This window comes from Bittarella massiliensis (ex Durand et al. 2017) (assembly GCF_009876955.1).
Taxonomy (GTDB): Bacteria; Bacillota; Clostridia; order Oscillospirales; family Ruminococcaceae; genus Bittarella; species Bittarella massiliensis.
This window is the reverse complement of record NZ_WWVY01000004.1, coordinates 153,422-175,562: the sequence shown is the minus strand read 5'-3', so window position 1 is coordinate 175,562 and position 22,141 is coordinate 153,422. Positions and strand designations below refer to the sequence as shown.

At 66.2% G+C, this 22,141-nt stretch carries 17 protein-coding genes; 6 read left to right on the top strand and 11 right to left on the bottom strand.

Annotated features, from left to right (window positions below):
* Nucleotides 1–109: 109 nt before the first annotated feature.
* From GT748_RS06795 to GT748_RS06755, 9 genes are all read right to left on the bottom strand, one after another.
* Nucleotides 110–739 carry a glycerol-3-phosphate acyltransferase gene (locus GT748_RS06795; RefSeq protein WP_021658730.1) on the bottom strand — a complete coding sequence of 210 codons (630 nt, stop codon included), beginning with the start codon at nt 737–739 and terminating at the stop codon, nt 110–112.
* A gap of 31 nt (nt 740–770) precedes the next feature.
* The gene (locus tag GT748_RS06790; RefSeq protein ID WP_044992138.1) at nt 771–1,883 is read right to left on the bottom strand and encodes an MGDG synthase family glycosyltransferase; all 1,113 of its coding nucleotides are present in this window, start codon (nt 1,881–1,883) and stop codon (nt 771–773) included.
* 133 nt (nt 1,884–2,016) lie between these two features.
* Nucleotides 2,017–4,164: a polyphosphate kinase 1 gene (ppk1, locus tag GT748_RS06785; RefSeq protein ID WP_021658728.1), complete on the bottom strand. Its 2,148-nt coding sequence runs from the start codon at nt 4,162–4,164 to the stop codon at nt 2,017–2,019.
* Nucleotides 4,161–5,081: a Ppx/GppA phosphatase family protein gene (locus tag GT748_RS06780; protein ID WP_021658727.1), complete on the bottom strand. Its 921-nt coding sequence runs from the start codon at nt 5,079–5,081 to the stop codon at nt 4,161–4,163. Before GT748_RS06780 ends, ppk1 begins: the two co-directional genes overlap by 4 nt.
* Nucleotides 5,082–5,167: 86 nt before the next feature.
* Nucleotides 5,168–6,118: a carbohydrate kinase family protein gene (locus tag GT748_RS06775; protein ID WP_161222322.1), complete on the bottom strand. Its 951-nt coding sequence runs from the start codon at nt 6,116–6,118 to the stop codon at nt 5,168–5,170.
* 78 nt (nt 6,119–6,196) lie between these two features.
* Nucleotides 6,197–7,219 carry an ADP-ribosylglycohydrolase family protein gene (locus GT748_RS06770; RefSeq protein ID WP_021658725.1) on the bottom strand — a complete coding sequence of 341 codons (1,023 nt, stop codon included), beginning with the start codon at nt 7,217–7,219 and terminating at the stop codon, nt 6,197–6,199.
* A 53-nt stretch (nt 7,220–7,272) separates the two neighbouring features.
* On the bottom strand, nt 7,273–8,013 hold the full coding sequence (locus GT748_RS15170) for a hypothetical protein (RefSeq protein WP_186336287.1): 741 nt from the start codon (nt 8,011–8,013) through the stop codon (nt 7,273–7,275).
* Nucleotides 7,979–8,929: a carbohydrate kinase family protein gene (locus GT748_RS06760; protein ID WP_021659445.1), complete on the bottom strand. Its 951-nt coding sequence runs from the start codon at nt 8,927–8,929 to the stop codon at nt 7,979–7,981. Before GT748_RS06760 ends, GT748_RS15170 begins: the two co-directional genes overlap by 35 nt.
* A 44-nt stretch (nt 8,930–8,973) precedes the next feature.
* The gene (locus GT748_RS06755) at nt 8,974–10,008 is read right to left on the bottom strand and encodes an ADP-ribosylglycohydrolase family protein (protein WP_161213551.1); all 1,035 of its coding nucleotides are present in this window, start codon (nt 10,006–10,008) and stop codon (nt 8,974–8,976) included.
* Nucleotides 10,009–10,524: 516 nt separating this feature from the next.
* On the opposite strand from GT748_RS06755, the gene GT748_RS06750 reads away from it, so the two are divergent.
* The 6 genes from GT748_RS06750 (at nt 10,525) to GT748_RS06725 (ending at nt 16,568) form a co-directional block, all read left to right on the top strand.
* On the top strand, nt 10,525–11,832 hold the full coding sequence (locus GT748_RS06750) for an SPFH domain-containing protein (protein ID WP_161213552.1): 1,308 nt from the start codon (nt 10,525–10,527) through the stop codon (nt 11,830–11,832).
* A gap of 135 nt (nt 11,833–11,967) precedes the next feature.
* Nucleotides 11,968–13,047, top strand: coding sequence for a hypothetical protein (locus GT748_RS06745; protein ID WP_044992027.1), 1,080 nt, complete (start codon nt 11,968–11,970; stop codon nt 13,045–13,047).
* Entirely contained in the window at nt 13,044–13,871 is an 828-nt protein-coding gene (locus tag GT748_RS06740) for a TPM domain-containing protein (RefSeq protein ID WP_021658508.1), read from the top strand. The genes GT748_RS06745 and GT748_RS06740 overlap by 4 nt, the downstream gene beginning before the upstream one ends.
* An 18-nt stretch (nt 13,872–13,889) precedes the next feature.
* The gene (locus GT748_RS06735; protein WP_021658507.1) at nt 13,890–14,876 is read left to right on the top strand and encodes a hypothetical protein; all 987 of its coding nucleotides are present in this window, start codon (nt 13,890–13,892) and stop codon (nt 14,874–14,876) included.
* Nucleotides 14,877–14,910: 34 nt separating this feature from the next.
* Nucleotides 14,911–15,867 (top strand): hypothetical protein, encoded by a 957-nt coding sequence (locus tag GT748_RS06730; RefSeq protein WP_044992023.1) that lies wholly within the window; start codon nt 14,911–14,913, stop codon nt 15,865–15,867.
* On the top strand, nt 15,861–16,568 hold the full coding sequence (locus tag GT748_RS06725; RefSeq protein ID WP_021658505.1) for a hypothetical protein: 708 nt from the start codon (nt 15,861–15,863) through the stop codon (nt 16,566–16,568). Before GT748_RS06730 ends, GT748_RS06725 begins: the two co-directional genes overlap by 7 nt.
* Before the next feature lie 223 nt (nt 16,569–16,791).
* Here GT748_RS06725 and GT748_RS06720 read toward each other — a convergent pair whose 3' ends face one another.
* Both GT748_RS06720 and ppdK read right to left on the bottom strand, forming a co-directional pair.
* Nucleotides 16,792–18,243: a S41 family peptidase gene (locus tag GT748_RS06720; RefSeq protein WP_044992021.1), complete on the bottom strand. Its 1,452-nt coding sequence runs from the start codon at nt 18,241–18,243 to the stop codon at nt 16,792–16,794.
* An 861-nt stretch (nt 18,244–19,104) separates the two neighbouring features.
* Nucleotides 19,105–21,729, bottom strand: a complete 2,625-nt coding sequence (ppdK, locus tag GT748_RS06715) for a pyruvate, phosphate dikinase (protein WP_021658502.1) — start codon at nt 21,727–21,729, stop codon at nt 19,105–19,107.
* Nucleotides 21,730–22,141: the final 412 nt, after the last annotated feature.

Sequence of the window (22,141 nt, the reverse complement as noted above, 5' to 3'; positions counted from 1 at the left end):
ACCTGGTAGAGCAGGGCGGCTCAGGTCACGGTCCCTCCATCTTTGCAGAGGGTGCGCCTGGGAAAGAGGAGGCGCTATCAAAGCAATAATTACAATTCGTATAATTTACTTATTTTTCAACTGAATATCCCCGCGCAAAGGCCTTTTTCAGGCGTTCCTGGCGGAGGTGGGGCGCCCCGCTGAGGTGGCGGAAAATCACCGCAGCCGAGATAAGGGTGCAGCCTGCGGCGATGCACTTGTTGGGGCAGAGGAGAAAACTCCCCCCGGTGAAGAGGGAGAAGGTGGCCAGGGTGCGCAGCCGGTGGTCGGGGATCACCGCGATCAGGGAGAAAAAGAGGTAGAGGGCCGCCAGCCAAAAGACCACCAGACTGCCCGGCAGCAGCCCCAGCAGGGCCCCAAAGCTGGCGGTGATGGCCTTGCCGCCCCGGCCCTGCCGCCAGGGGGAGAAGGCGTGCCCCAGCACCGGCGCCGCCAGCACCAGGGAGAAGAGGAGCCGCTCCTGGGTGGGCAGCCGCGAGGCCGCCCAAAAGACGGGGAGGAACCCCTTGGCCAGGTCGCAGAGGACGCAGAGCACCCCCACCTGCGGCCCGGCCAGCAAAAAGGCGTTGGCCGCGCCGGGGTTGTGGTCGTCGCTGCCGGCGACGATGTCGATCCCCCGCAGCCAGCGGGGCAGCAGGGCGCTGTATAGGATGCTGCCGGACAGAAAGCCCAGCAGGGCGTAAAAGAGATAGGGCAGCACGGTCGGTTTCCTCCTCTCTAAAAAGGGTCGTCTAAAGGTCGTCCTCCGCCATCCGGCGGACGATCTCCTCCGCCGCCCGCGGGTTGCAGTTGGCCGCCTGGGCCGCGGCCATCGCCTCCCGGCGGGCGGGGTCGCCCAGCAGCCCTTCCGCCGCCTCGGCGGTCTCTTCCGGGCCGTCGGGGCAGAGGGACATCCCCCGGTTGCTGAAGAAGGCGGCGTTCTGGGTCTCGCACCCGGGGATGGGGGCGGTGTGGATGAGGGGGATGCGGTGCACCGCCGCCTCGGTGCTGGTCAGGCCGCCGGGCTTGGTGAGGAGCAGGTCGCAGCCGTCCATGTAGAGGGGGACCTGGTCGGTGTAGTCGAGGACCACCGCCCGCGGCTCCCCGGCAAAGCGCTCCCTCAACTCGGCCTTCAGCCGCTCGTTCCGCCCGCCGAAGAGGTAGACGTGGCGGCGGTCGCCGCCCCGCTCCAGCAGGGCCTGGGCGTACTCCCCCGCCCGGCCAAAGCCCATGCTGCCGGTCATCACCAGGCAGACCTGGCTGTCGGGGCCGATGCCCAGGGCGGCCCGGGCGGCCTCCCGGTCGCCCGGGTGGGAAAACCGCCGGCTCACCGGGATGCCGGTGGCCGCCAGCTTCTCCCGAGGAAGCCCCTTCTGGGCAAACTCCTCCATCAGGTCCCGGTGGGGGATGAAGTAGGCGTCCAGCTCGGTCTCCTCCCAAAAGGGGATGCAGGTGTAGTCGGTGGCGATGCCATAGCAGCGCGCCGCCAGCTTCCCCCGCCGCCGCAGGCTGGTGAGGGCCTCGGCCGCGAAGAGGTGGGGGGTCAGCACCCGGTCAAATCCCTGCCCCTCGATGTAGCGCAGCAGGTTGTCTGCGTAGAGGGTGTTGGCGAAATAGACCGGCGAGTGCAGCCGGTCGGAGCGGATGGCCTCGCCTGCCCGGTAGAGCCACTGGAACACCAGGGGGGAGCGGGTGGTGATCTTGACGTAGGCGTTGGACACCACCCGCGAGGTGCGCTGCCCGGCAAAGAGGAGCACGTCCTTCATCTCGCAGGGAACCCCCTGCCGCCGCAGCTCCTCGAGCACCGCCCGCCCGGCGGTGTTGTGCCCCTGCCCGGTGTTGCAGGACAAAATCAGTACCTTCACCCAATCCCTCCCCAATTGTTGCCGTTTCTGTGCCTTTAGTATAGAAGCCTCGTCCCCGCTTGTCAATCGGCGGCGAAAAAGGGGAGGGCCTGCCGGTTTGCCGCCCGACAGGCCCTCCCTCAAATCTGCTTTTTTACCTTCCGAACCAGGAGAAGGGGGCGCGCCCCTTCCAGCGGCTCCAGGCCGTCTTCTTCACCGGCGGCGCCGGCTTGGCGGCAGCGGCCACCGCCTCCTCCATGAACAGCTCCTGCGAGCCCACCGGCCAGTCGGCGGGCGGGGTGCGCTGCAAGTAGGTGCCGTCGGCCTGCTGCTCCCTGCCCTTGACGTTGTCGCCCAGCATCACGTGCACCATCTGCAGGATGCGGGCCTTGAGCTCCTTGTCCTGAATGGGGCAGGCGATCTCCACCCGGTGCTCGGTGTTGCGGGTCATCATGTCCCCCGAGCCGATGTAGACCCGGGTGAACTCCCCGGTGCCGAAACAGTAGATGCGGGAGTGTTCCAAGAACCGGCCCACAATGCTCACCACGCTCACGTTGTCGGTAAGGCCGGGCACCTTGGGGGTCAGGCAGCAGATGCCCCGCACGATCAGCTGCACCTTCACCCCCGCCTGGGAGGCCTCCACCAGTTTGGCCATGATCTCGGTGTCGGTGAGGGAGTTGCACTTGATGGTGATGCCGCAGGGCTCCCCGGCGCGGCAGTTGGCGATCTCCTCGTCCATCCGCGCGAGGATACTCTGCTTAAAGCTCACCGGCGCCACCCAGAGCCGGTTGTAGTGGCCGAAGAGGTTGCCCATGGCCATGTTCTTGAAAAATTCCACCGCGTCCTCGCCGATGGAGAGGTCGGGGGTGATGATGGAAAGGTCGGTGTAGAGCCGGGCGGTCTTTTCGTTGTAGTTGCCGGTGCCGATTTGGGTGATAGTGCGGATGCGCCCCCGGTCCCGCAGGGTGATGAGGCAGATTTTCGAGTGCACCTTGTAGCCGTCGGTGCCGTAGATGACGTGGCAGCCCGCCTCCTCCAGCCGCTGGGCCCACTCGATGTTGTTCTGCTCGTCGAAGCGGGCGCGCAGCTCCATCAGCACCGTCACGTCCTTGCCGTTCTCCGCCGCGGCGATCAGGTATTCCGCCAGCTTGGACTGGCGGGCGATCCGGTAGAGGGTGATCTTGATGGAGAGGACCGAGGGGTGGTAGCTGGCCTCTTTGATGAGGTTGAGAAAGGGGTTCATGCTCTCAAACGGGTAGGAGAGGAGGATGTCCCGCGCCAGGGCCTGGCGCAGCATGCTCTCGCCGGGGTCCACCAGGGCCGAGCGCTGGGGGGTGAAGGGTGGGTCCAAGAGCTCCAGCTTCTGGGCCGGACTCAGCTTCCCCTCCAGCGCAAAGCAGTAGGAGAGGTCCAGCGGTGCCCGGGAGAGGAAGACCTGGTCGCGGCCGATGTGCAGCTTGCCGCAGAGGTACTTGACGAACCGGTCCCCCACCTGGCTCTGCAGTTCCAGCCGCACCGGGGCCAGCCGCAGCCGCTTGCGGATCACCCGCTTCATGTGCTGGCGGTAGTCGATGTCCTCGTCCAAAAGGCCGGCCTCGGTGTCGATGTCGGCATTGCGGGTGACGCAGAGCACCGTCCGCTCCACCACCTCGTACATGTCAAAGACCAGGTGGGCAAAGTGGCAGAGCAGGTCCTCGGTGAGGACAAAGCGCAGGGCCTTGTCCTCCGCCGGCTCCAAAAAGGTGATGCGCTCCACCATGGGCGGCAGGGGGATGATGCCAAAACAGATTTTTTCCTTGTGGCGCAGGGTCACCGCCACGTTCAACTGCTTGTTGCCGATGTGGGGAAAGGGGTGGCGGTTGTCGATGATCTGGGGGGAGAGCAGGGGCAGGGTGTTCTTGAGAAACTGCTTCTCCAGGTGCCGCTGCTCCTTCTCGGGCAGGTCCGCCACCTGGCAGCGGGCGATCCCCTTTTTGGACAGGGCCTTGGCCACCGCCTCAAAGGACCGGTCGTGCAGCCGGTAGAGGGGCCCCACCGCCGCAAAGATGGCGGCCAACTGCTGGGCCGGGGTCATCCCGGTCTTGGTGTCCCTGCTGTCCGGCGCGGCCAGCAGGTAGTCGGTGATGCTGCCCACCCGCACCATGAAAAATTCGTCCAGGTTGGTGGTGAAGATGGAGAGGAACTTGAACCGCTCCAACAGGGGGGTGGCCTCGCAGTTGGCCTCTTCCAGCACCCGCTCGTTGAACTTTAGCCAGGACAGCTCCCGGTTTTGCATACAGGGGGCCAGCTCGCTTCCCTTCATCCCTCTTCACACCCTTTTTTGGTCTGCAGCATCCGGTCGATGAGATAGCCCTCTCGCACGCCGCTCTGGCTGATGGCGATCTGCTGGCAGCCGAAGGCGTCCACCACCTCCCGCAAGATCATCAGCCCCGGCTGGATGCTGAAGATCCGCTCGGGGACGATGCGGTAGACGGTCTGGTAGAAAAACTCCTTGTCCCGGACCATCTTGCACAGCTTCTTCACGTTTTTGGCGGGCACCTCCCGGGCGTCGGCGGGCAGGCCCAGCAGCTCACAGCTGAGCTTGTGCAGCGCCCGCAGGGTGCCGCCCACCCCGCACATCTGGGGCAGGGTGTCCCTCCCGACCCAGTCCACCTTGCCCATGGCCTTGCGGATGACGCCGCGCACCTGGTGGCGCTCCTTGTCGCTCATCAAAAGGCCGTCCACGTACTTGGCGTGCAGCCCCAGCGACCCCACCGGCAGGGAGCAGAGGTGCTCGATGGCCCCCTCCCTGCTCACCACCAGCTCGGTGGAGCCGCCGCCGATGTCGCAGAGCAGGCCGGTCCCCATGGGCATGGCGTGGTTGACCCCGATGTAGTCCAGCCGGGCCTCCTCCTCGCCGGTGAGCACCTCGGGCGAAAGGCCGGTCTCCCGCCGAATGGCCTCCAGGGCCTTGTCCCGGTTGCCCGCCCCCCGCAGGGAGGCGGTGGCAAAGACCCCGTACTCCTCGATGCCGAAGCCGGCGAACACCTCTTTGTACCCGGCGAGGATGGCGCAGGCCTTGCGGATGCCCGCCTCGGCCAGCATCCCGTCTTTTTTCACGTATCCCGCCAGGCCGGCCATCTCCCGCTTGTTGATGAGCTGGGTGATCTCGCTGCCCTCGCACTCGTAGATGGAGAGGCGGATGGAGTTGGAACCGATGTCGATGACGCCGTACTGCAAAGTGGTATCCCCCTTTAAATGACAAACCCTGTTTGCCCCATTTTATCATATTATGGGCTGGTTTAGGTAAACTTCTTGTAATATTTTCAGGGGGCTGCCCGGGTTTCCACCGCCTGGGGGGCCCTGTCCATCCAGCGCCGCGCCTCCTCCAGGGAGCAGATGCCGCCCCGGGCCCCCAGCACGGTGCAGGCGCGGGCGGCCATCCCGTTTGCAAAGCGGGCGCAGTCGTCCAGCGCCCAGCCGTTGACCCGCGCCCAGAGGAAGGCGGCGCCCCAGGTGTCCCCGGCACCGGTGGTGTCCACCGGCGCCACCGGCAGCCCGGAACAGGCGATGGTCCGCCCCGGGGTGTGCACCCGGCAGCCGCCGGGCCCCAGGGTGACGGCCACGAACTCCACCCCGCCGGCAAAGAGGTCTTTCAGGCAGGCCCCCTCGCTGCGGTCCCCCCGAAAGGCGGCAAACCCCTGCTCGTTGAAGGTGAGCCCGTCGGCCCGGCGGAGGAAGCGGGGGTCGTTGTCCTCGGCCACCACCCCCTCCACATCCAGGTAGAGCTTGGCCCCGGCAGCCCGGGCCCGGTCCAGCACCGCCTCGGCGCCCTCCACCTGCTGCAGGGTGCGCACAATGGTGTAGATCCAGGCCGCCCCGTCCAGCAGCCGCTGGTGGCGGGGGGTGATGCGGCGGGGGGCGCGGGCGGTGTCCACCACGCAGACCACCCGCTCGCCCCCCTGGGTGACGATGATGCACTTGGGGTCGGCCATGCCCGGGTCGTGGAGGGTGTAGGAGGTGTCGATGCCCTCGGCCTCCATCGCCGCGCGCAGCTGGCGGCAGACCGGGCTGTCGCTGAGGGAGTCCACCAGGTAGCACTTCTGTCCCAGCCCGGCGGCCACCCCGGCGGCGTTGGCCCCCATCCCCCCAACCAGGTTTTCCACCGGGCGCAGCATCATCTTGTCCCCCATCTCCCCCCAGCGGTCGGTCTCGTAGTACTCGTCGATGCAGGCCTCCCCCAAAAAGACCAGGTAGGGCGCGTCTTGGCGCTCCATGGCGATCCCCCTTTTCTCGCTGTGCGACAGGGGGCGCCGGCGCTCCAGACCGCCGGCGCCCCCTCTCTCGCATCCGTCTTACCGCTCGGCGACGACCTCCGCCAGCCGGTCGGCCAACCCGCGCAGGTCGTAGCCGTTGACCCGGTCGATGACCTCCAGGTAGTGCTCCGGCAGGGCCCCGATGCCGCTGTGGGCCCCGGCGATGCTGCCCACAATGGTGGCCACCGTGTCGGTGTCGCTGCCGATGTTGACCCCGGCCAGGGTCGCCTCCACCGGGTCGCCCCGGCCCGCCACCAGCAGGCCGAAGGCGGTGGGCACCGCCTCGGCCGCCGCCAGCCCGGTGCCGATGATGTCGGAGATGTCCCGCATGGCGGTCCCGATGTCCGGCGCGCGCATCCCCAGCTCGGCGGCGATCCAGATGCGCCGCTCCACCGAGGGTCCGGCCAGCCGGGCGCCCACCCGGCCGCCCTTCTCATACCCCTTTTGGGCCCCGTAGGCCCCCGCCTTGACAATGGAGAAGAGGTCGGCCTCCTCCCGCACTGCCTCGGCACAGGCCGCCGCCACCGCGCAGGCCCCCGAGAGGGCGATGTCGTAGGGGTGGGTCGGCAGGCAGATGGTGATGGCGTCCTCCACCGCCCGGTCCCAGTCGCCGGGGTTGACATAGCCCACCGCCTCGATCTTCATGGCCCCGCCGTTGGAGGCCTTGGAGTTGTCGCAGGCCAGAAAGGAGAGGGGGGCCTCCATGGGGGTGCCCAGCATGGCCATCACCGCGGCGCGGGTGGTGGGGCCGGCGTACCGCTCGAAGTAGTCCCCCAGGCCGTGCCAGCGCACCAGGGCATCCTTGGCGCAGGCCTTGTCGATGACCCCTCCGCGCTCGGCAATGGCCATAGCGGTGCACCAGGCCAGGGAGAAGTCGTCGGTGACGGTGCCGGCCTTGGCCCCGCGGGCAAAGGTGTCCTCGGGCGCGTCGATAAAGTCCCGCACCGGGCCGCCAAAGCGCTCCTCGATCAGCGCCGTGGAGCGGGTCTCGGTGGCGGCGCCGATGGCGTCTCCGGCGGCGGCCAATACCAGGCCGCCCAAAATGCGTTCGTTCAGGGTCATCTGCAATGTCCTCCTCGCTTTTGGTTCCCTTCCCCGCCCGGTGGGGCAGGGGGTCAATATCCGATGTAGAGCCGGTACCGCCCGCCCGTCAGCTTCTGGGCGTAGACCCAGTAGGAGGTGTTTCCCTCCCGCTTGATGTGCTGGCAGTACCCCTCGATGTCCTGCTTCTTGTAGTCCACCTTCCACTGCTCGGTGATGGGGAAGGTGGCGGTGATGGGGGTGTCCCAGGAGCGGTTGTCCGGGTTCCCGTCCGGGTCCAGCTCCAATCCGATGCGCTGGCCGTACTCCTTGGCGTAGGCCACAAAGTAGTCGATGTCGTAGGACTTGACCGGCTCGGGCTCGGGTTCGGGCTCGGGCGCTGGCTCCGGGGCGGGGGTGGGTCCCGGCTCCGGCTGGGGCGCGGGTGTCGGCTGGCCGGCGGAACTCCCCCCCTGGGAGGGGACCTTTTGCGCCTGGGAGGGGGTGTCGGTCTCCGGCGAGGTCTTCTCCGCCGCGCCGCCGGTCTGCGCCGGGGCGCTCGGGCCCGCAACAGCGCTCTCCCCCTCTGGGGCGAGGGGCTCTTCCGGGGCGGTCCCCCCTCCGTCGGGGGGCCCCTCCCTCTCGACTTCCGCCACCGCCGCGGGGGCGGTCGGGCAGGCGGCCGTCCCCGCCTCCCTTTCGGCGGAGCAGCCGCCCAGGAGGAGGGCCGCCGCCAGGAGGAGGGCGGCCCCCCGCCTCGCCCGGTTTGTCACCGCTGTCCCCCTTGCCGCGGCGCGGCCGTCACCGCTGGGGCGGCAGTGGGTGCTCCTTGACAAAGGCCTCCACCTCCTCCAGGGTGGCGATGCCGCTGCGGCTGCCCACCATGGTGACGCAGCGGGCGGCGGCCGCGGTGGCGAAGGCGGTCACCTTGGGCAGGCACCAGCCCTGGGTCAGCCCGTAGACAAAGGAGGAGTTGAAGGTGTCCCCGGCGCCGGTGGTGTCCACCGGCTTGACCGGGCAGGCGGGCTGGTTGACGATCATCTCCTTGGAGTAGACCGAGCAGCCCTCGCCCCCCTTGGTGATGACCACCATCTTGGCCCCGTTTTCCAGCAGGGTCTTGCAGTAGACTGCCTCCTCCTTGCCGTGGGCCATGTGGGCAAAGTCGTGGTCGTTGACGAAGATGATGTCGCAGAGCCCCAGGTATTTCTGGTGGCGCTCGTCGTCCTCATAGCTCTCCAGGTCATAGGTCACCAGGGCCCCGTGTTCGCGGGCCTCGGCAATGGCCTCGTAGCCGTTTTCGTAGAGCTCGATCTTATTCATGGTGGTGTAGATAAAGGCCGCCCCGTTGAGCAGCTTCTGCTGCTCGGGGGTGAAGCGGAAGGTGCAGCCCTCGTCCAGCCCCACAAAGATGGTCCGCTCCCCGCTGTCAGTCAGGTAGATGTTGCAGACCACAATGGTGTAGTCGTCGTCGTAGTTGTGGTGGCTCAGGTCCACCCCCGCCTCCCCCAGGGTCTTGAGGATGAAATCCCCCTCGGGCGAGTGGGTGGTGGTGCCGATGAGGTAGGTGTGGCGGCCGTATCCGGCCAGGGTGGAGCTGGCGTTGGAGATCATCCCCCCCACATAGTCCCCCATAGGCCGGCAGAGGATCTGCTCCCCCAGGTCGGGCCAGCGGGAGAGGGCGTAGTAGTGGTCCACGCCGCCGTCCCCCACGGCGACCACATAGCGCTCGGGATTGACGATTGCCTCGTTCATGGTTTGGTTCCCCTTTCCGTTATCCGTTGTGATGGGCCGGGCGCTCACCGCTCCCCGGCCAGGCAGCGGGCGACTTTTTGGGCCAGTCCCCGCAGGTCGAATTGGTTTTGTCTCTCGATGAGGTCGATGTGCGCCGGGGGGATCTCCCCGGCCCCGGCAAAGGCGCCCGCCATGGCCCCGGCGATGGTGGCGATGGTGTCGGTGTCCCCGCCGATGTTCACCCCGCCGTAGACCGTCTCCATCACCCGGCCCTGGGCGGCGGCCAGCAGGCCGAAGGCGGCGGGCACCGCCTCCACCGTGGCCAGCCCGTTGCCGATGAGATCGCGGATCTCCGCCATCCCCGCCCGCCAGTCGCCGGCGTGCCGCCGGCCGATCTCCCAGGCCAAGGCGATCCGCCGCTCCACCGAGGGCCCGGCCAGCCGGCGCCCGCGCAGGGCGCCCAGCCGCATCCCCTCCCGGGCGCCGTAGAGACCGGCGTCCCGCAGATCGTCCAGGGCCGCGCCCGGCTGCATCGCCTTGGCCACCGCCGCCGCCACCGCGCAAGCCCCCGCCAGGGGGATGTCGTAGGGGTGGGTGGGCAGGCAGGCCTCCACCGCGTCGGCGATGGCCCGGTCCACATCTCCCCCCGAGAGCAGGGCCACCGGCCCGATTTTCATGGCCGCCCCGTTGGAGGCGCGCCCGTTCTCGCAGACCACCTGCACCGGGATGTCCCGCGGGGGGGCCGGCTCGCCCCGCAGGGCCCGCACCGCCGCCTTGGTGGTGGGGCCCACGTTGTAGTCGAAGTAGGCCGGGTACTGGGCCCATTTGAGCAGGGCCTGTTCGGCCACCGCCCGGGTGACCTGTCCCCCCGCCTCCACTGCGGCCTCCAGGGTGAAATAGGCCAGGGAGAAGTCGTCGGTCACCATCCCTGCCTTGGCCCCGTAGGCCCAGGTGTCCAGGGGGGCGTCGCGAAAATCGGTCACGTAGCCGCCGAAGTCCTCCAAAATCATCTCGGTGCTCCGCTCCTCGGTGGGGCCGCCCATGCTGTCGCCGATGGCGGCTCCGGCCAGGCAGCCCAGCAGTTTGTCCTCCCGTTGCATCGCCCGCATCCTCCTCTCTGCCCCGGCCCTTCCCCCACAAAGGGGTTGGCCGGGGGTGGTTGCACATACAATGGTAGTATACCATAGGCCCCCTCCTCCGGCATAGAATCAAAATCGCCACAAATGAACGGCCGTCCGTCGGCGAAATGCCCAAAGGACGGCTCAAAAATTTGCCCCCTTGCAGGGGGAAAAGAGGGGTGTCGGCGGTGGGCGGTTGTCGAAATTTGTGGTATAATAGGCACGAAACGGCGGCGATACCGGGCCTGGCTGGGGGAGTGTACAAACGCCATTTGCTCCCCGCCCCACGGCCAGATCCCGCTGCGCGCGCAGCGCTTGCGGTAGAAGCAGTGCGGTCCGTCGCGGAGCGGGCGCCCGATCGGGCCGGCCGGGCGGATGGGCGGACATCCTTTGCCCACCCGTGGCCGTCCGCCGCGCCGGCAGGATGTATCAGTTTACCTACAAATCAGGCGTCCCGCCACGGGCGGGCCGCCGGGAAAATAAGCGGAGGGAATGAATATGGGTCTTATCAAAGCGGCAACCGGCGCCATCGGCGGCGCCCTGGCAGACCAGTGGCTGGAGGCGTTTGAGGCCGGCGACATGGGCGACACCACGGTCATGGCCCCCGGCGTCAAACTCCGCCGGGGCGACCGGCGGGACAGCAACTACAAGGGCACCGCCCAGGTGGTCTCCAACGGCTCGAAGATCATCGTCAACGAAAACCAGTGCATGCTCCTCGTCGACGGCGGCAAGATCGTCAGCTACACCGCCGAGCCGGGCTACTACACCGTCGACAACTCCACGGCCCCGTCGGTCTTCAACGGCCAGCTGGGCGACGCGGTCAAGGAGACCTGGGAGCGCTTCAAGTTCTCCGGCTCCACCCCCCTGCAGCAGAAGATCTACTTCATCAACATGCAGGAGATCAAGAACATCGCCTTTGGCACCGTCAACCCGGTCAACTACTTTGACGAGTTCTACAACGCCGAGCTCTATCTGCGGGCCCACGGCTACTTCTCCATCCGCATCACCGACCCCATCAAGTTCTACCGCGAGGCCATCCCCCGCGACGCCCAGCACGTCAATGTGGAGGACATCCACAAGCTCTACCTGTCCGAGTTCCTCACCGCCTTCCAGGCGGCCATCAACCAGATGTCGGCCGACCACGAGCGCATCTCCTACGTCGCCTCCCAGAGCCAGAAGCTGGCCCAGTACATGTCCACCGTCCTCGACGACGACTGGAACGACCGCCGCGGCATGGTGATCGAGTCGGTGGGGATCAACAGCATCTCCTACGACGAGGACTCCAAGAACCTCATCAACCTGCGCAACAAGGGCGCCATGCTCTCGGACGCCACCGTCCGCGAGGGCTACGTCCAGGGCTCGGTGGCCGAGGGCATCAAGGCCGCCGGCTCCAACTCGGCCGGGGCCGCCCAGGCCTTTATGGGGATGGGCATCGGCATGCAGGCCTCGGGCGGGCCCATGGGCGCCTTCAGCGCCACTAACCAAAACCAGATGCAGCAGCAGGCGGCCGAAAAGCAGGCTGCCAAGGAAGATGCGGCGGCCCAGGCCGCGGCCGCGGCGGCTGCCGGCGCCTGGACCTGCGAGTGCGGGCAGCAAAACACCGGCAAGTTCTGCCAAAACTGCGGCAAGCCCCAGCCCGCCCCGGCGGAGACCTGGACCTGCGAGTGCGGCCAGGAAAACGGCGGCAACTTCTGTTCAAACTGCGGCAAACCCCGCCCGGCCGCCCCCTCTGTCTGCCCCAAGTGCGGCAAAGAGGTGGAGCCCGGCGCCAACTTCTGCCCGTCCTGCGGCGAAAAACTCAAGTAATTGCCCCCTGATTTTCCCCCCTGCCGCCTTGGCAGAGGGGGGGAGGGGGATATTGGGCCCCTGCGGACGCGCCTCGCTCTGCAGGGGCCCGGCCCTGTGGCCACCACCCAAATGGAGAAAGGGATGAGACACGCCATGCCAGAGACCCAGACCACCCTCACCTACGACTGTCCCCGCTGCGGCGCCGCCCTCTCGTTTAACAGCGACAGCCAAAAGTGGGACTGCGCCTTCTGCAACGGCTCCTTCACCGCCGAGGAGATGGAGGAGATCCTGCGGCAGCAGCAGGCCGCCCAGGTCGACGACCCCCTGGAGCAGTGCGAGGGGGCGGGGGAGGACCACGCCGAAGAGGTCACCGTCTACACCTGCCCCAGCTGCGGTGCCCAGATCCTCACCGACCAGAACACCACCGCCACCTTCTGCGTCTTCTGCCACAACCCCGCCGTCATCGCCGGCCGGTTGGAGGGGGCGTTTCGCCCGGCCTACGTGCTCCCCTTTGTGCTCAAAAAGGAGCACGCCCTCCAGGCGCTGGAGGGGCTTTGCAAGAAAAAGCCGCTGCTGCCCCGGGACTTCACCTCCACCCACCACATCGAAAAGCTCAGCGGCCTCTACGCCCCCTTCTGGCTCTTTGACTGCCAGGTGGACGCCTCCCTCTCGGCCCGGGCCGAGCGGATCACCAGCTGGAGCGACTCCAGCTACCGCTACACCAAGACCGACGTCTACCAGATCGAGCGGGCGGGGGAGATCTCCTTCAGCCACCTGCCGGCCGACGGCTCCAAGGGGCTGGACGACAGCATGATGCAGGCGCTGGAACCCTTCAATTTCGGCCAGATCAAGCCCTTTTCCATGGCCTACCTCTCGGGCTACCTGGCCGAGCGCTACGACGAGAGCGCCCGCGACCTGGCCGCCCGGGTCCACCAGCGCATCGAGAGCACCAGCCGGATGCTGCTGCGGGACACGGTGGCCGGCTACACCAACGTCAGCCCGGGCAACTGCTCGGTGTCGATGCGCAGCGAGCGGGCCGACTACGCCATGCTGCCGGTCTGGCTCCTCAACACCAAGTACAAGGGGGAGACCTACCACCTGGCCATGAACGGCCAGACCGGCAAGATGGTGGGCCGCCTGCCCATGAGCAAAGGGCGGCTGGCCGCCTGGTTCGGCGGGGTGAGCGGCATCCTCTTTGCCGTGTCGATGTTGATCGGAGGGCTGATCAAGTGAGCAAACATACAAACAGGACCCGAAAAAAGGGGTGGGCCGCCCTGGCGTTGGCCGCCCTCCTGCTGTGCGCCGCCCCCCTCTGCGCCCTGGCGGGCACCGCCACCGGCAGCCTGACCAAGGTGTTTGACCAGGCGGGCCTCTTCACCCAGCAGGAGCGGGACACCCTCACCAAAAAGGCCACCGAGACCGCCACCACCTACCACATGGACATCGCCGTGGTCACCACCGACGACGCCGGGGGCAAGTCGGCCATGTCCTATGCCGACGACTTCTACGACTACAACGGCATCGGCTGCGGGGAGAAAAACGACGGCCTGCTGCTGCTCATCGACATGGACAACCGCAAGGTCTGGATCACCACCACCGGGAAGGCCATCGACCTTTTTACCGATGACCACATCGACACCCTTCTCGACGATGAGGTCATGCCCCACATGGAAAAGGGCGACTACTACGGCGCCGCCCAGGCCTTTCTCGACCGGGCCTCCCGCTACATCAAGTACGACGGGGGAGAGGGCCCCTTCCTCGGCCACCCGGTCCTCTACACTGCCATCGCCCTGGGCGGCTCCCTCCTGGTGGGGGGGATCGTGGCGGGCTGCTTGGCGGGCAGCCACAACAAGCTGCCCAATCCCGCCCAGCTGGCCCGGGCCTACACCGGCACCAACGGGGTGCGCCTCTCCCGCAAGGAGGACAACTTTGTCACCACCCACACCTCCCGCACCGCCATCCCCAAGAGCTCCAGCAGCGGCGGCGGGGGCGGCGGCTCCTCCACCCACTCGGGCTCCAGCGGGGTGTCCCACGGGGGCGGCGGCCGCAGCTTTTAAAGGAAGGGGAGTGAGGGGATGACCATCGAGGAGATGAAGTGTCCCAATTGCAGCGCACCCCTCAGCCGCAGGGGGGCGGACTGGTACTGTCCCTTCTGTGGCGGGGCCTACCGCGAAAATGGGGCGGAAAAACCGCCGTCACCGCCCGCTGACCGGCAGGGGGACCCACCCCCCGACAGCCGGGCCGAGGCGCCCTATCGGGGGGCGGAGATCCTCGCCTGCGCGCAGGGGAAGGATGTCCCTCTGTGCGCGGGCAATACGGCGGTGCGCGCTGTGCCGATGCGCTTTGACCGCTCACAGGCCATCTCCATCCTCCGGCAGGCAGCCCCAAAGGGCGCGGTCAAAGCCTGTTTTTCTCTCTCTGCCCTCCAGGCGGTGAGAGAGGTGCGCCTGCCCCTGTGGCGAATTGCCTGCCGGGGCATTGCCGCCATGGAGGGGATTTGGGCGGAGAGACCGCACCTTCCCCCCACCGCTGGGTACCGGGTGGCCCAGAGCTGTCTCTTCTCTGCCGAGGAGCTGCTCTACTCTCCTCTGGCCTCCCCCGTCTTTTTGCGCAGTGACCTGCAACAAGCTGCTGTCTGCGATTTGGAAGAGCAGGGCAGGTGGGAGATTTTGGGGGACACCGCCCTCCCCGGAGATGAGCGCTGGCGGGAACAGGCCAAATGGCAGCTGCAAAAATGCCTTCCCCGCCCGCTCGGTGGGGGGCGTTTTGAAAATGGCGTTTGGCACAGCATCGCCCTCTCCATCACCGAAGCGGTGGCCCATCTCTACCTCGCCCCTTATTGGTGCCTGGAAGGGGCGTGGGAGGGGAGACCCTACCGGCTGCTGGTCAATGGCTGCACCGGCTGGGTAGATGGCAATCCTCCCCTTGGGCCGCAGGCGGAGGAGGGGCGGTGGCGGCAAAGCCGCCTCTGCGAGATGACGATGCGGGGAGGCCCCCTCTGCACGGCGGCGTTTGAATGGACGTTTCAGCAGAGCGACCGCCAGCCGGCCGAGAAGAGATGAGTCCACTTGACCCGACAGAGAGGGGAGAGAGATTGTGAGAGAGCTAAAAAAGCGCAATTGCCCCAGCTGTGGGGCACCGCTGACCCCCATGCCGGGCGGCGGGGGATACACCTGTCCCTTTTGCGACACCGTTTTGCACTGGGAGGAGACGGAGTCCCCCGTCCAGGATGCCAAAAAGCGGCCGCCGGCGCCCTTTGTGCCGCCCAAACCGACGGTGGACCCACGCAAGGACTGGCTGGCCGACTTTCAGCGGGCGGACAGAGAGGTGACCATCTTCCCCCCCACCGACCCCCTGCGGGTGAGCAAAAAGGTCCCCTGTTCCATCCCCCAGGAGGAGGCGGCCCAGGCTGTTTGCGACTACTGTAAGCGGGTCAAGGGCTCCCCCCTCTGGACACGCCGGCCACAGGGCCTCCTCCCCCACCTGGAGCAGGTTTGGTTCCCCGTCTGGTGCGCCGACGCCACCGCCACCGGAGCGATTGCCGCCGTTTCCTCCACCGGCCTCAGCGCGGAGATCCACCGGGGGGAACTGGCCCTCTTGGGAAAACAGTTCGCCGACCTGCAGGGGATGGAGGAGCGACTGCTCTGGCAGCGGTTTGCCCCCTTTCCCCTCGACCGGGCAAAGGAGGGGGACCCGGTCAAGGTGGAGCGCTGCCCCTCCGATTTGAAGCGGTCGGCCCTCCTCGCCGGCAGCGAGGCAAAAGACCGGCTGTACAGCGCCCTCTTTCAGGAAAATCACTGCAAAGAGGGGCAAAAGGTGCAGTACAAGGCCTCCCTCCTCAGCTGTAGCGCCGACTGTGTCCTCTATCCCATCTGGAAGTGCAGCCTGTCCGGCAGGGGAAAGGGCAGCGTCGTCTGGGTGGACGGGGTCAGCGGCAGGACCGCCGGTTCCGTTAAAGCGGGCTTTTTCTCCAGCATGCTCACCCCCGCCCCCTGGGTGCTGGGACTGATTGCCGGTGGGCTGGCGACCTTTTTGGGGGTGCTGATATGGTAAAGAACCGCTGGAAGTGGATGGCCGCCCTGCTGGCCTGCTGTCTTTTCTCCCTTGTAGGCACCAGTGCTTTGGCGCTTGGCGCCGACCCCTGGGAGGACACCAAAGGGGGAGCCCACGTATTCGATTCGGCCCAGTGCTTAGAGGACCCCTCGGCGCTGGAGAAGCGCTGTGCCGCCCTGTTTGACGAGTTCGAGTTCGACCTGATAATCATCAGTCAATATGACAACAGCACCTACGCCCCTCCTGATTTGGACCACCACTTGGAGGAGGTGTTGAGGCAGCGCTACGGATACAGTTCCTACAAGCGTATCGATGCCGCGGTGATGTTCATCAATGCCAGGAAGGGCACCTGTGAACTGGGTGTTTGGGGGCAGTTTGACTCCTTTTCCCCCGGTGACGGGACCGCCTTTACCTATGATGAGCTGGCGTTTGCGATGATCGACGATTTGACGGCCCAACTGCAGTTGGCAAGTGATAAGGGCCGCTACCACCCCATTTCGTGGCGTCACCGCCGTCACGTCCTTTACAGCGCCCTCTTCGGGGCGGCGGTCTTTGCCGCCACCGTCTGCCTGTTGGCCCGCCGCCGGCAAAAGGAACAAAATGCCGAGCTCCGGCAGAGCGTCTCTTATGCCACCTCTCCCCTGAAGGGAGGGGAGCTACTCTACCGCTCCACAGGGCACAGCCATAAGGGGGCGGGCTGATTTTTCCCTGCGGCTTTTGGATAGAGCCCCCCGCCACAATCTGTCGCCCCATGAAAGAGCGCCCCTTGCATCTTTGCAAGGGGCGCTCTTTTTGAATGGCTATTTGACGGGAATTACTGCGCTTTCTTGCGCAGCGTCAGAACTGCCGCCCCGCCCAGCAGAGCCAGGAGAGCGACTAGAAAATATGGCTCAAAGCTTTCTGTACATCATTGTGAAATATTTACTATTTCATCGCCTCTACCGCCCGCTCGAGCTGGACATCCAGCTCGCTCTGCTGGGTGTACCACTTCAGCGTCACCGCCTGGGTGAGGGCGCGGCAGAGGTCCCTGTCGATCGCCTCCCCCTCGGGCAGCCCCGCGTCGGCCCGAAAGGCCCGCACGGCGGCGGCGGAGCCCGGGGCGTAGTAGCCGTCCTGGCGGGCGACCGGGTAGCCCAAAAAGGCCAGGTAAGTCTGCACCGGGCCGGCCGCCTCTCCCACCTGGTCGGGGGAGGTGGTCTCCCCCTCCGCCATCTGCGGGGCGGGGGTCTCCAGCGCGCCGGGCTGTGAAACCTCCAGGTCGGGGGCGATCCCCTGGCCGTTGACCCACCCGCCGCCGGGGGTCAGCCAGCGGTAGCGGGTGTACTTGAGCCCGCTCCCATCGCCGAAGAGGAGGGTGGACTGCACCGTCCCCTTGCCGTAGGTGGCAGTCCCCACCACCGTCGCCCCCAGCTGCTCCTTCAGGGCGGCGGTGAGGATCTCAGAGGCGCTGGCCGTGTCCCCGTCCACCAGCACGGCGATCCGCCCAAAGGAGCGGCGCTCGGTCTCGCGGTCGGCGGTGATTTCGCGCACCTTGCCGGCCTTGTTCTCCTCCTTGTAGACCACCGCCCCCTCGGGCAGAAAGTAGCTGGCCACCTCCACCGCGGCGTCCACATAGCCGCCGCCGTTGCCCCGCAGGTCGATGATCAGTTCGGTGCAGCCGGCCTCCTGCAACTGGGTCAACACCTCGCCGGTGCGCGCGCCCAGGGTGCTGGTGAAGGAGCGGATGGTCAGCACCCCCACTCCGTCGACCACCCGCCCGCTGGCCGAGTTGTCCACTGTTCGCCGCTCCAGGGCGTACTCGGTCTCCACCCCGTTTCGCGCCGCGGTCACCCGCACGGCGGTGCCCTCCTCCCCGGCGATCTCCGCCGCCGGATCCTCCAGCTGGGAGAAGGGGACACCGTTCACCGCCACCAACAGGTCTCCGGGCAGGATGCCCGCCTCGGCGGCCGGTGAGCCGTCCACCACCTGCACCACCAAAAAGCCGCCGTCCGCCTGCTGGTAGACCACGCCGATCCCGACCGACGCCCCGGCCAGGCTCTTCTCGCTCCGGGTGCGCAGGGCGGGGGGAAGGTAGCCGGTGTGGCTGTCCAACTCGCTCTGCGCCATCCCCGCCAGGGCCTGGTCGGTCAGCCGGCCGGACAGATCCTCCACCTCGCCGCCAAAGTACCACCGGTCCCGCAGGGCCCGATAGCTGGCGGTGAGTTTGCGGTATCCCTGTGCGCCAAAGGGGGAGAAGAGGCCCAGCGCCCCTTCCAGCGCCACCCCTCCGCCAAAGGCGAGGAGAAGGGCGAGGGAGAGGGCAGTGACCTTTTTCCAGCGTCCGGGACTGCGGCCGAGCCGTCGGGGCTGTCGGCCGTGGGGAGAGAGCGAAAACATGGCAAGCATCCTTTCCGGTGGGGAGCTGGGCCGGCTTTCCACCGGCCCGCAGTAAAATAATAGTATACTGCTTTTTTGTGACAGACAGATGAACGGCCCCTCTCTGCCGGGGCCCTTCCTCGCCAGGACCCTCTCCCTGCCGAGGCCCTCCTCTTCACCGGGCCCCCTCCTCGCCAAGACCTTCTTCCCACTGGCCCCCTTCCTCGCCAGGGCTCCTCTTTCATCAGAGACACTCTCTGTCGAGGCCCCTCGCAGCCAGGCCTCCTCCTCTTGCTGAAGGCCCTCTCTTCACTGGGAGCCTCTCTCCGCCGAACCCCTTCTTCACTGAGGCGTTCTTTTCACCGTGCCCCCTCCTCGCCGGGGCCTTCTCCCCCGCCGGAGCTCCTGCCTTGTCAAAGTCCCTCTCCACCGAATTGCCCCTCGCCGAGACCCTTTCCTGCCAGGGCTCCTCTCCACCAAGGCCCCTTTTCTGTCGAGCTTCACCAGGCCCCCTCCTCTACTGGGCCTCCTCTTTACCAGAGCGCCCTCTTCACCGAGTCTCCCTCCACCGGGCTTTCCCCTTATCGGGGCGGAGCTCCTCCCTGCCGAGGTCCCCTTTTGCCAGACCGCCCCTTCTTGCCAAAGACCCCCCCTCGCCGGAGGCATCCCTTCCTACCGAACCCCCTCCTCATCGAGCTCTCTCTCCGAAGACCTCCCTCTCCACCGGACCGCCTTCCCCCCGAGTCTCTCTCTCGCCGAAAGCCCTTTCGCCCTGCTGACCTCCTCCCACCAAACAACTCCCCCTTCCCAGAAAAATCCAAAAAGAGAGCCCCGCCGGGCGCTTTCGCGCCTCGACGGGGCTCTCATCAGCTCTCAAATGGCTTATTTGTCTTTCAGAGCGGCCTGCGCAGCAGCCAGCCGGGCGATGGGCACCCGGAAGGGGGAGCAGGAGACATAGTCCAGGCCGACGCGGTGGCAGAACTCGACCGAGGTCGGGTCGCCGCCGTGCTCGCCGCAGATGCCCAGGTGGATGTCGGGTCTGGTCTGGCGGCCCAGCTTGGCGGCCATCTCAACCAGCTTGCCAACACCCTTCTGGTCCAGGTGGGCGAAGGGATCGGACTCGTAGATCTTGTTGTCGTAGTAGTAATCGAGGAACTTCCCGGCGTCGTCGCGGCTGAACCCAAAGGTCATCTGGGTCAGGTCGTTGGTGCCGAAGCTGAAGAACTCGGCCTCGGTGGCGATCTCGTCGGCGGTCAGGGCCGCGCGGGGGATCTCGATCATGGTGCCGACTTCGTACTCCAGGTCGATGCCGGACTCAGCGATCAGCTTGTCGGCGGTGGCGACCACCACGTCCTTGACAAACTTCAGCTCTTTGACTTCGCCGACCAGCGGGATCATGATCTGGGGCTTCACAGCAAAGTTGCCCTTCTTGGTCACGTTGATGGCAGCCTTGATGACGGCGGTGGTCTGCATCTCGGCGATCTCCGGGTAGGAGACAGCCAGACGGCAGCCGCGGTGACCCATCATCGGGTTGAACTCGTGCAGGGAGGCGATGACCTCTTTGAGCTTGGCAACGGTGATGCCCAGCTCGTCGGCGATCTCCTTGATGTCCTCTTCCTTGGTGGGGAGGAACTCGTGCAGCGGCGGGTCGAGGAAGCGGATGGTGACAGGGTCGCCCTCCATGGCCTCGTACAGGGCCTCAAAGTCGCCCTGCTGATAGGGCTCGATCTTGGCCAGGGCCTTTTTGCGGTCCTCGGTGTTCTCGGCCACGATCATCTCCCGCATGGCTTTGATGCGGCTCTCCTCGAAGAACATGTGCTCGGTGCGGCACAGGCCGATGCCCTGGGCGCCGAACTCGCGGCCCTGTTTGGCGTCGCGGGGGGTGTCGGCGTTGGTCAGGACCTTCAGCTTGCGGACCTTGTCGGCCCATCCCATGAACCGGCCGAAGTCGCCGGAGATGGCGGCGGGGCTGGTGGGGATGGCGCCGTAGTAGATGTTGCCGGTGGAGCCGTCGATGGAGAGGAAGTCGCCCTCGTGCAGGGTCTTGCCGCCCAGGGAGAACTCTTTGGCCTCTTCGTCGATGACGATCTCGCCGCAGCCGGAGACACAGCAGGTGCCCATGCCGCGGGCCACGACGGCCGCGTGGGAGGTCATGCCGCCGCGCACGGTCAGGATGCCCTCGGCCACGTTCATCCCCTCGATGTCCTCAGGGGAGGTCTCGCGGCGGACCAGGACGATCTTCTCGCCCTTCTCGGCCCACTCCTTGGCGTCCTCGGCGGTGAAGACCACCTTGCCGCAGGCGGCGCCGGGGGAGGCGGCCAGGCCCTTGCCGATGCACTCGGCCTTCTTCATCTCGTCGGCGTTGAACTGGGGGTGCAGCAGGGAGTCCAGCTGCTTGGGCTCGACGCGCAGAACGGCCTCGTCCTCGGTGATCATCCCCTCGTCGACCAGGTCGACGGCGATCTTCAGGGCGGCGGCGGCGGTGCGCTTGCCGTTGCGGGTCTGCAGCATGAACAGCTGCCCGTTTTCAATGGTGAACTCCATGTCCTGCATGTCGCGGTAGTGCTGCTCCAACCGGTTGGCGATCTCGGCGAACTGGTTGTAGACCTCGGGCATGTCCTCGTGCAGGTGGGAGATGGGGGAGGGGGTGCGCACGCCGGCCACCACGTCCTCGCCCTGGGCGTTGATCAGGTACTCGCCGAAGAGGGCCTTCTCGCCGGTGGCGGGGTTGCGGGTGAAGGCAACGCCGGTGCCGGAGCGGTCGCCCGAGTTGCCAAAGACCATCATCTGCACGTTGACGGCGGTGCCCCAGTCGTAGGGGATCTCGTTCATGCGGCGGTAGACGTTGGCGCGGGGGTTGTCCCAAGAGCGGAACACGGCCTTGACGGCCTCCATCAGCTGGACCTTCGGGTCAGCGGGGAAGTCGGTGCCCTTTTTCTCTTTGTAGAAAGCCTTGAAGCGGACCACCAGGTCCTTCATGTCGTCGGCGTCCAGCTCCACGTCCTGGGTCACGCCGCGCTCTTCCTTCTTGGCGTCGATGATCTTCTCAAACTCGGGTTTGGGCAGCTCCATCACCACGTCGGAGAACATCTGGATGAACCGGCGGTAGGAGTCGTAGGCAAACCGGGGGTTGTTGGTGAATTTGGCAAAGCCCTCCACCACTTCGTCGTTGAGGCCCAGGTTGAGGATGGTGTCCATCATGCCGGGCATAGAGGCGCGGGCGCCGGAGCGGACCGACACCAGCAGCGGGTTCTCGGGGTCGCCGAACTTTTTGCCGACCAGCTTCTCGAACTCGGCCAGATTCTCGAAGATCTCCTTCTGGATGTCCTCGTTGATCTGCTTGCCGTCCTCGTAGTACTTGGTGCAGGCCTCGGTGGTAACGGTGAAGCCCTGGGGAACCGGCATGCCGAGGTTGGTCATCTCGGCCAGGTTGGCGCCTTTGCCGCCCAACAGCTCCCGCATGGTTCCGTTGCCTTCGGAAAACTTGTACACGTATTTCGTGCTCACGGGTATCTACCTCCTGTTTTTTGTAAACAGATTTGGACACCACAAAGACTATGCGCGCTCCCCCCTCGCCGGAAAGAGCCCACATAGTCCTCTCATCCCCAATCTGTTCAGACGCACCGTCTATGCGCCCATTATAGCAAATCGAGACTGTATTTGCTATACCCAATTTGCTTTTTTTGCGTTTTATTGGTGATTTTCAATAGATTTTCCCCAGAGCCGGAAAAAGGGCTTGCAAAAGGGACGGGAAGTTGTAATAATTATATAAAGAACAGTGTGCCGATTCGTCAAAAAGACCCCGCTTCCCCCATGGGAAAAGGGGCTTTCTTGCGCCTGGAGGGCACTGTGCAAAAACGAGGTAGCTTATATGCCGGGGCGGGGCCGCGCGCCTTCCCCCATGCCGAACACAACTGGA

Coding starts and splice junctions, on each gene's coding strand:
- ppk1 (WP_021658728.1), bottom strand. CDS start 4,164: ATGAAGGGAAGCGAGCTGGCCCCCTGTATGCAAAACCGGGAGCTGTCC.
- GT748_RS06775 (WP_161222322.1), bottom strand. CDS start 6,118: ATGGAGCGCCAAGACGCGCCCTACCTGGTCTTTTTGGGGGAGGCCTGC.
- GT748_RS06770 (WP_021658725.1), bottom strand. CDS start 7,219: ATGACCCTGAACGAACGCATTTTGGGCGGCCTGGTATTGGCCGCCGCC.
- GT748_RS06760 (WP_021659445.1), bottom strand. CDS start 8,929: ATGAACGAGGCAATCGTCAATCCCGAGCGCTATGTGGTCGCCGTGGGG.
- GT748_RS06755 (WP_161213551.1), bottom strand. CDS start 10,008: ATGCAACGGGAGGACAAACTGCTGGGCTGCCTGGCCGGAGCCGCCATC.
- GT748_RS06750 (WP_161213552.1), top strand. CDS start 10,525: ATGGGTCTTATCAAAGCGGCAACCGGCGCCATCGGCGGCGCCCTGGCA.
- GT748_RS06745 (WP_044992027.1), top strand. CDS start 11,968: ATGCCAGAGACCCAGACCACCCTCACCTACGACTGTCCCCGCTGCGGC.
- GT748_RS06735 (WP_021658507.1), top strand. CDS start 13,890: ATGACCATCGAGGAGATGAAGTGTCCCAATTGCAGCGCACCCCTCAGC.
- GT748_RS06725 (WP_021658505.1), top strand. CDS start 15,861: ATGGTAAAGAACCGCTGGAAGTGGATGGCCGCCCTGCTGGCCTGCTGT.
- GT748_RS06720 (WP_044992021.1), bottom strand. CDS start 18,243: ATGTTTTCGCTCTCTCCCCACGGCCGACAGCCCCGACGGCTCGGCCGC.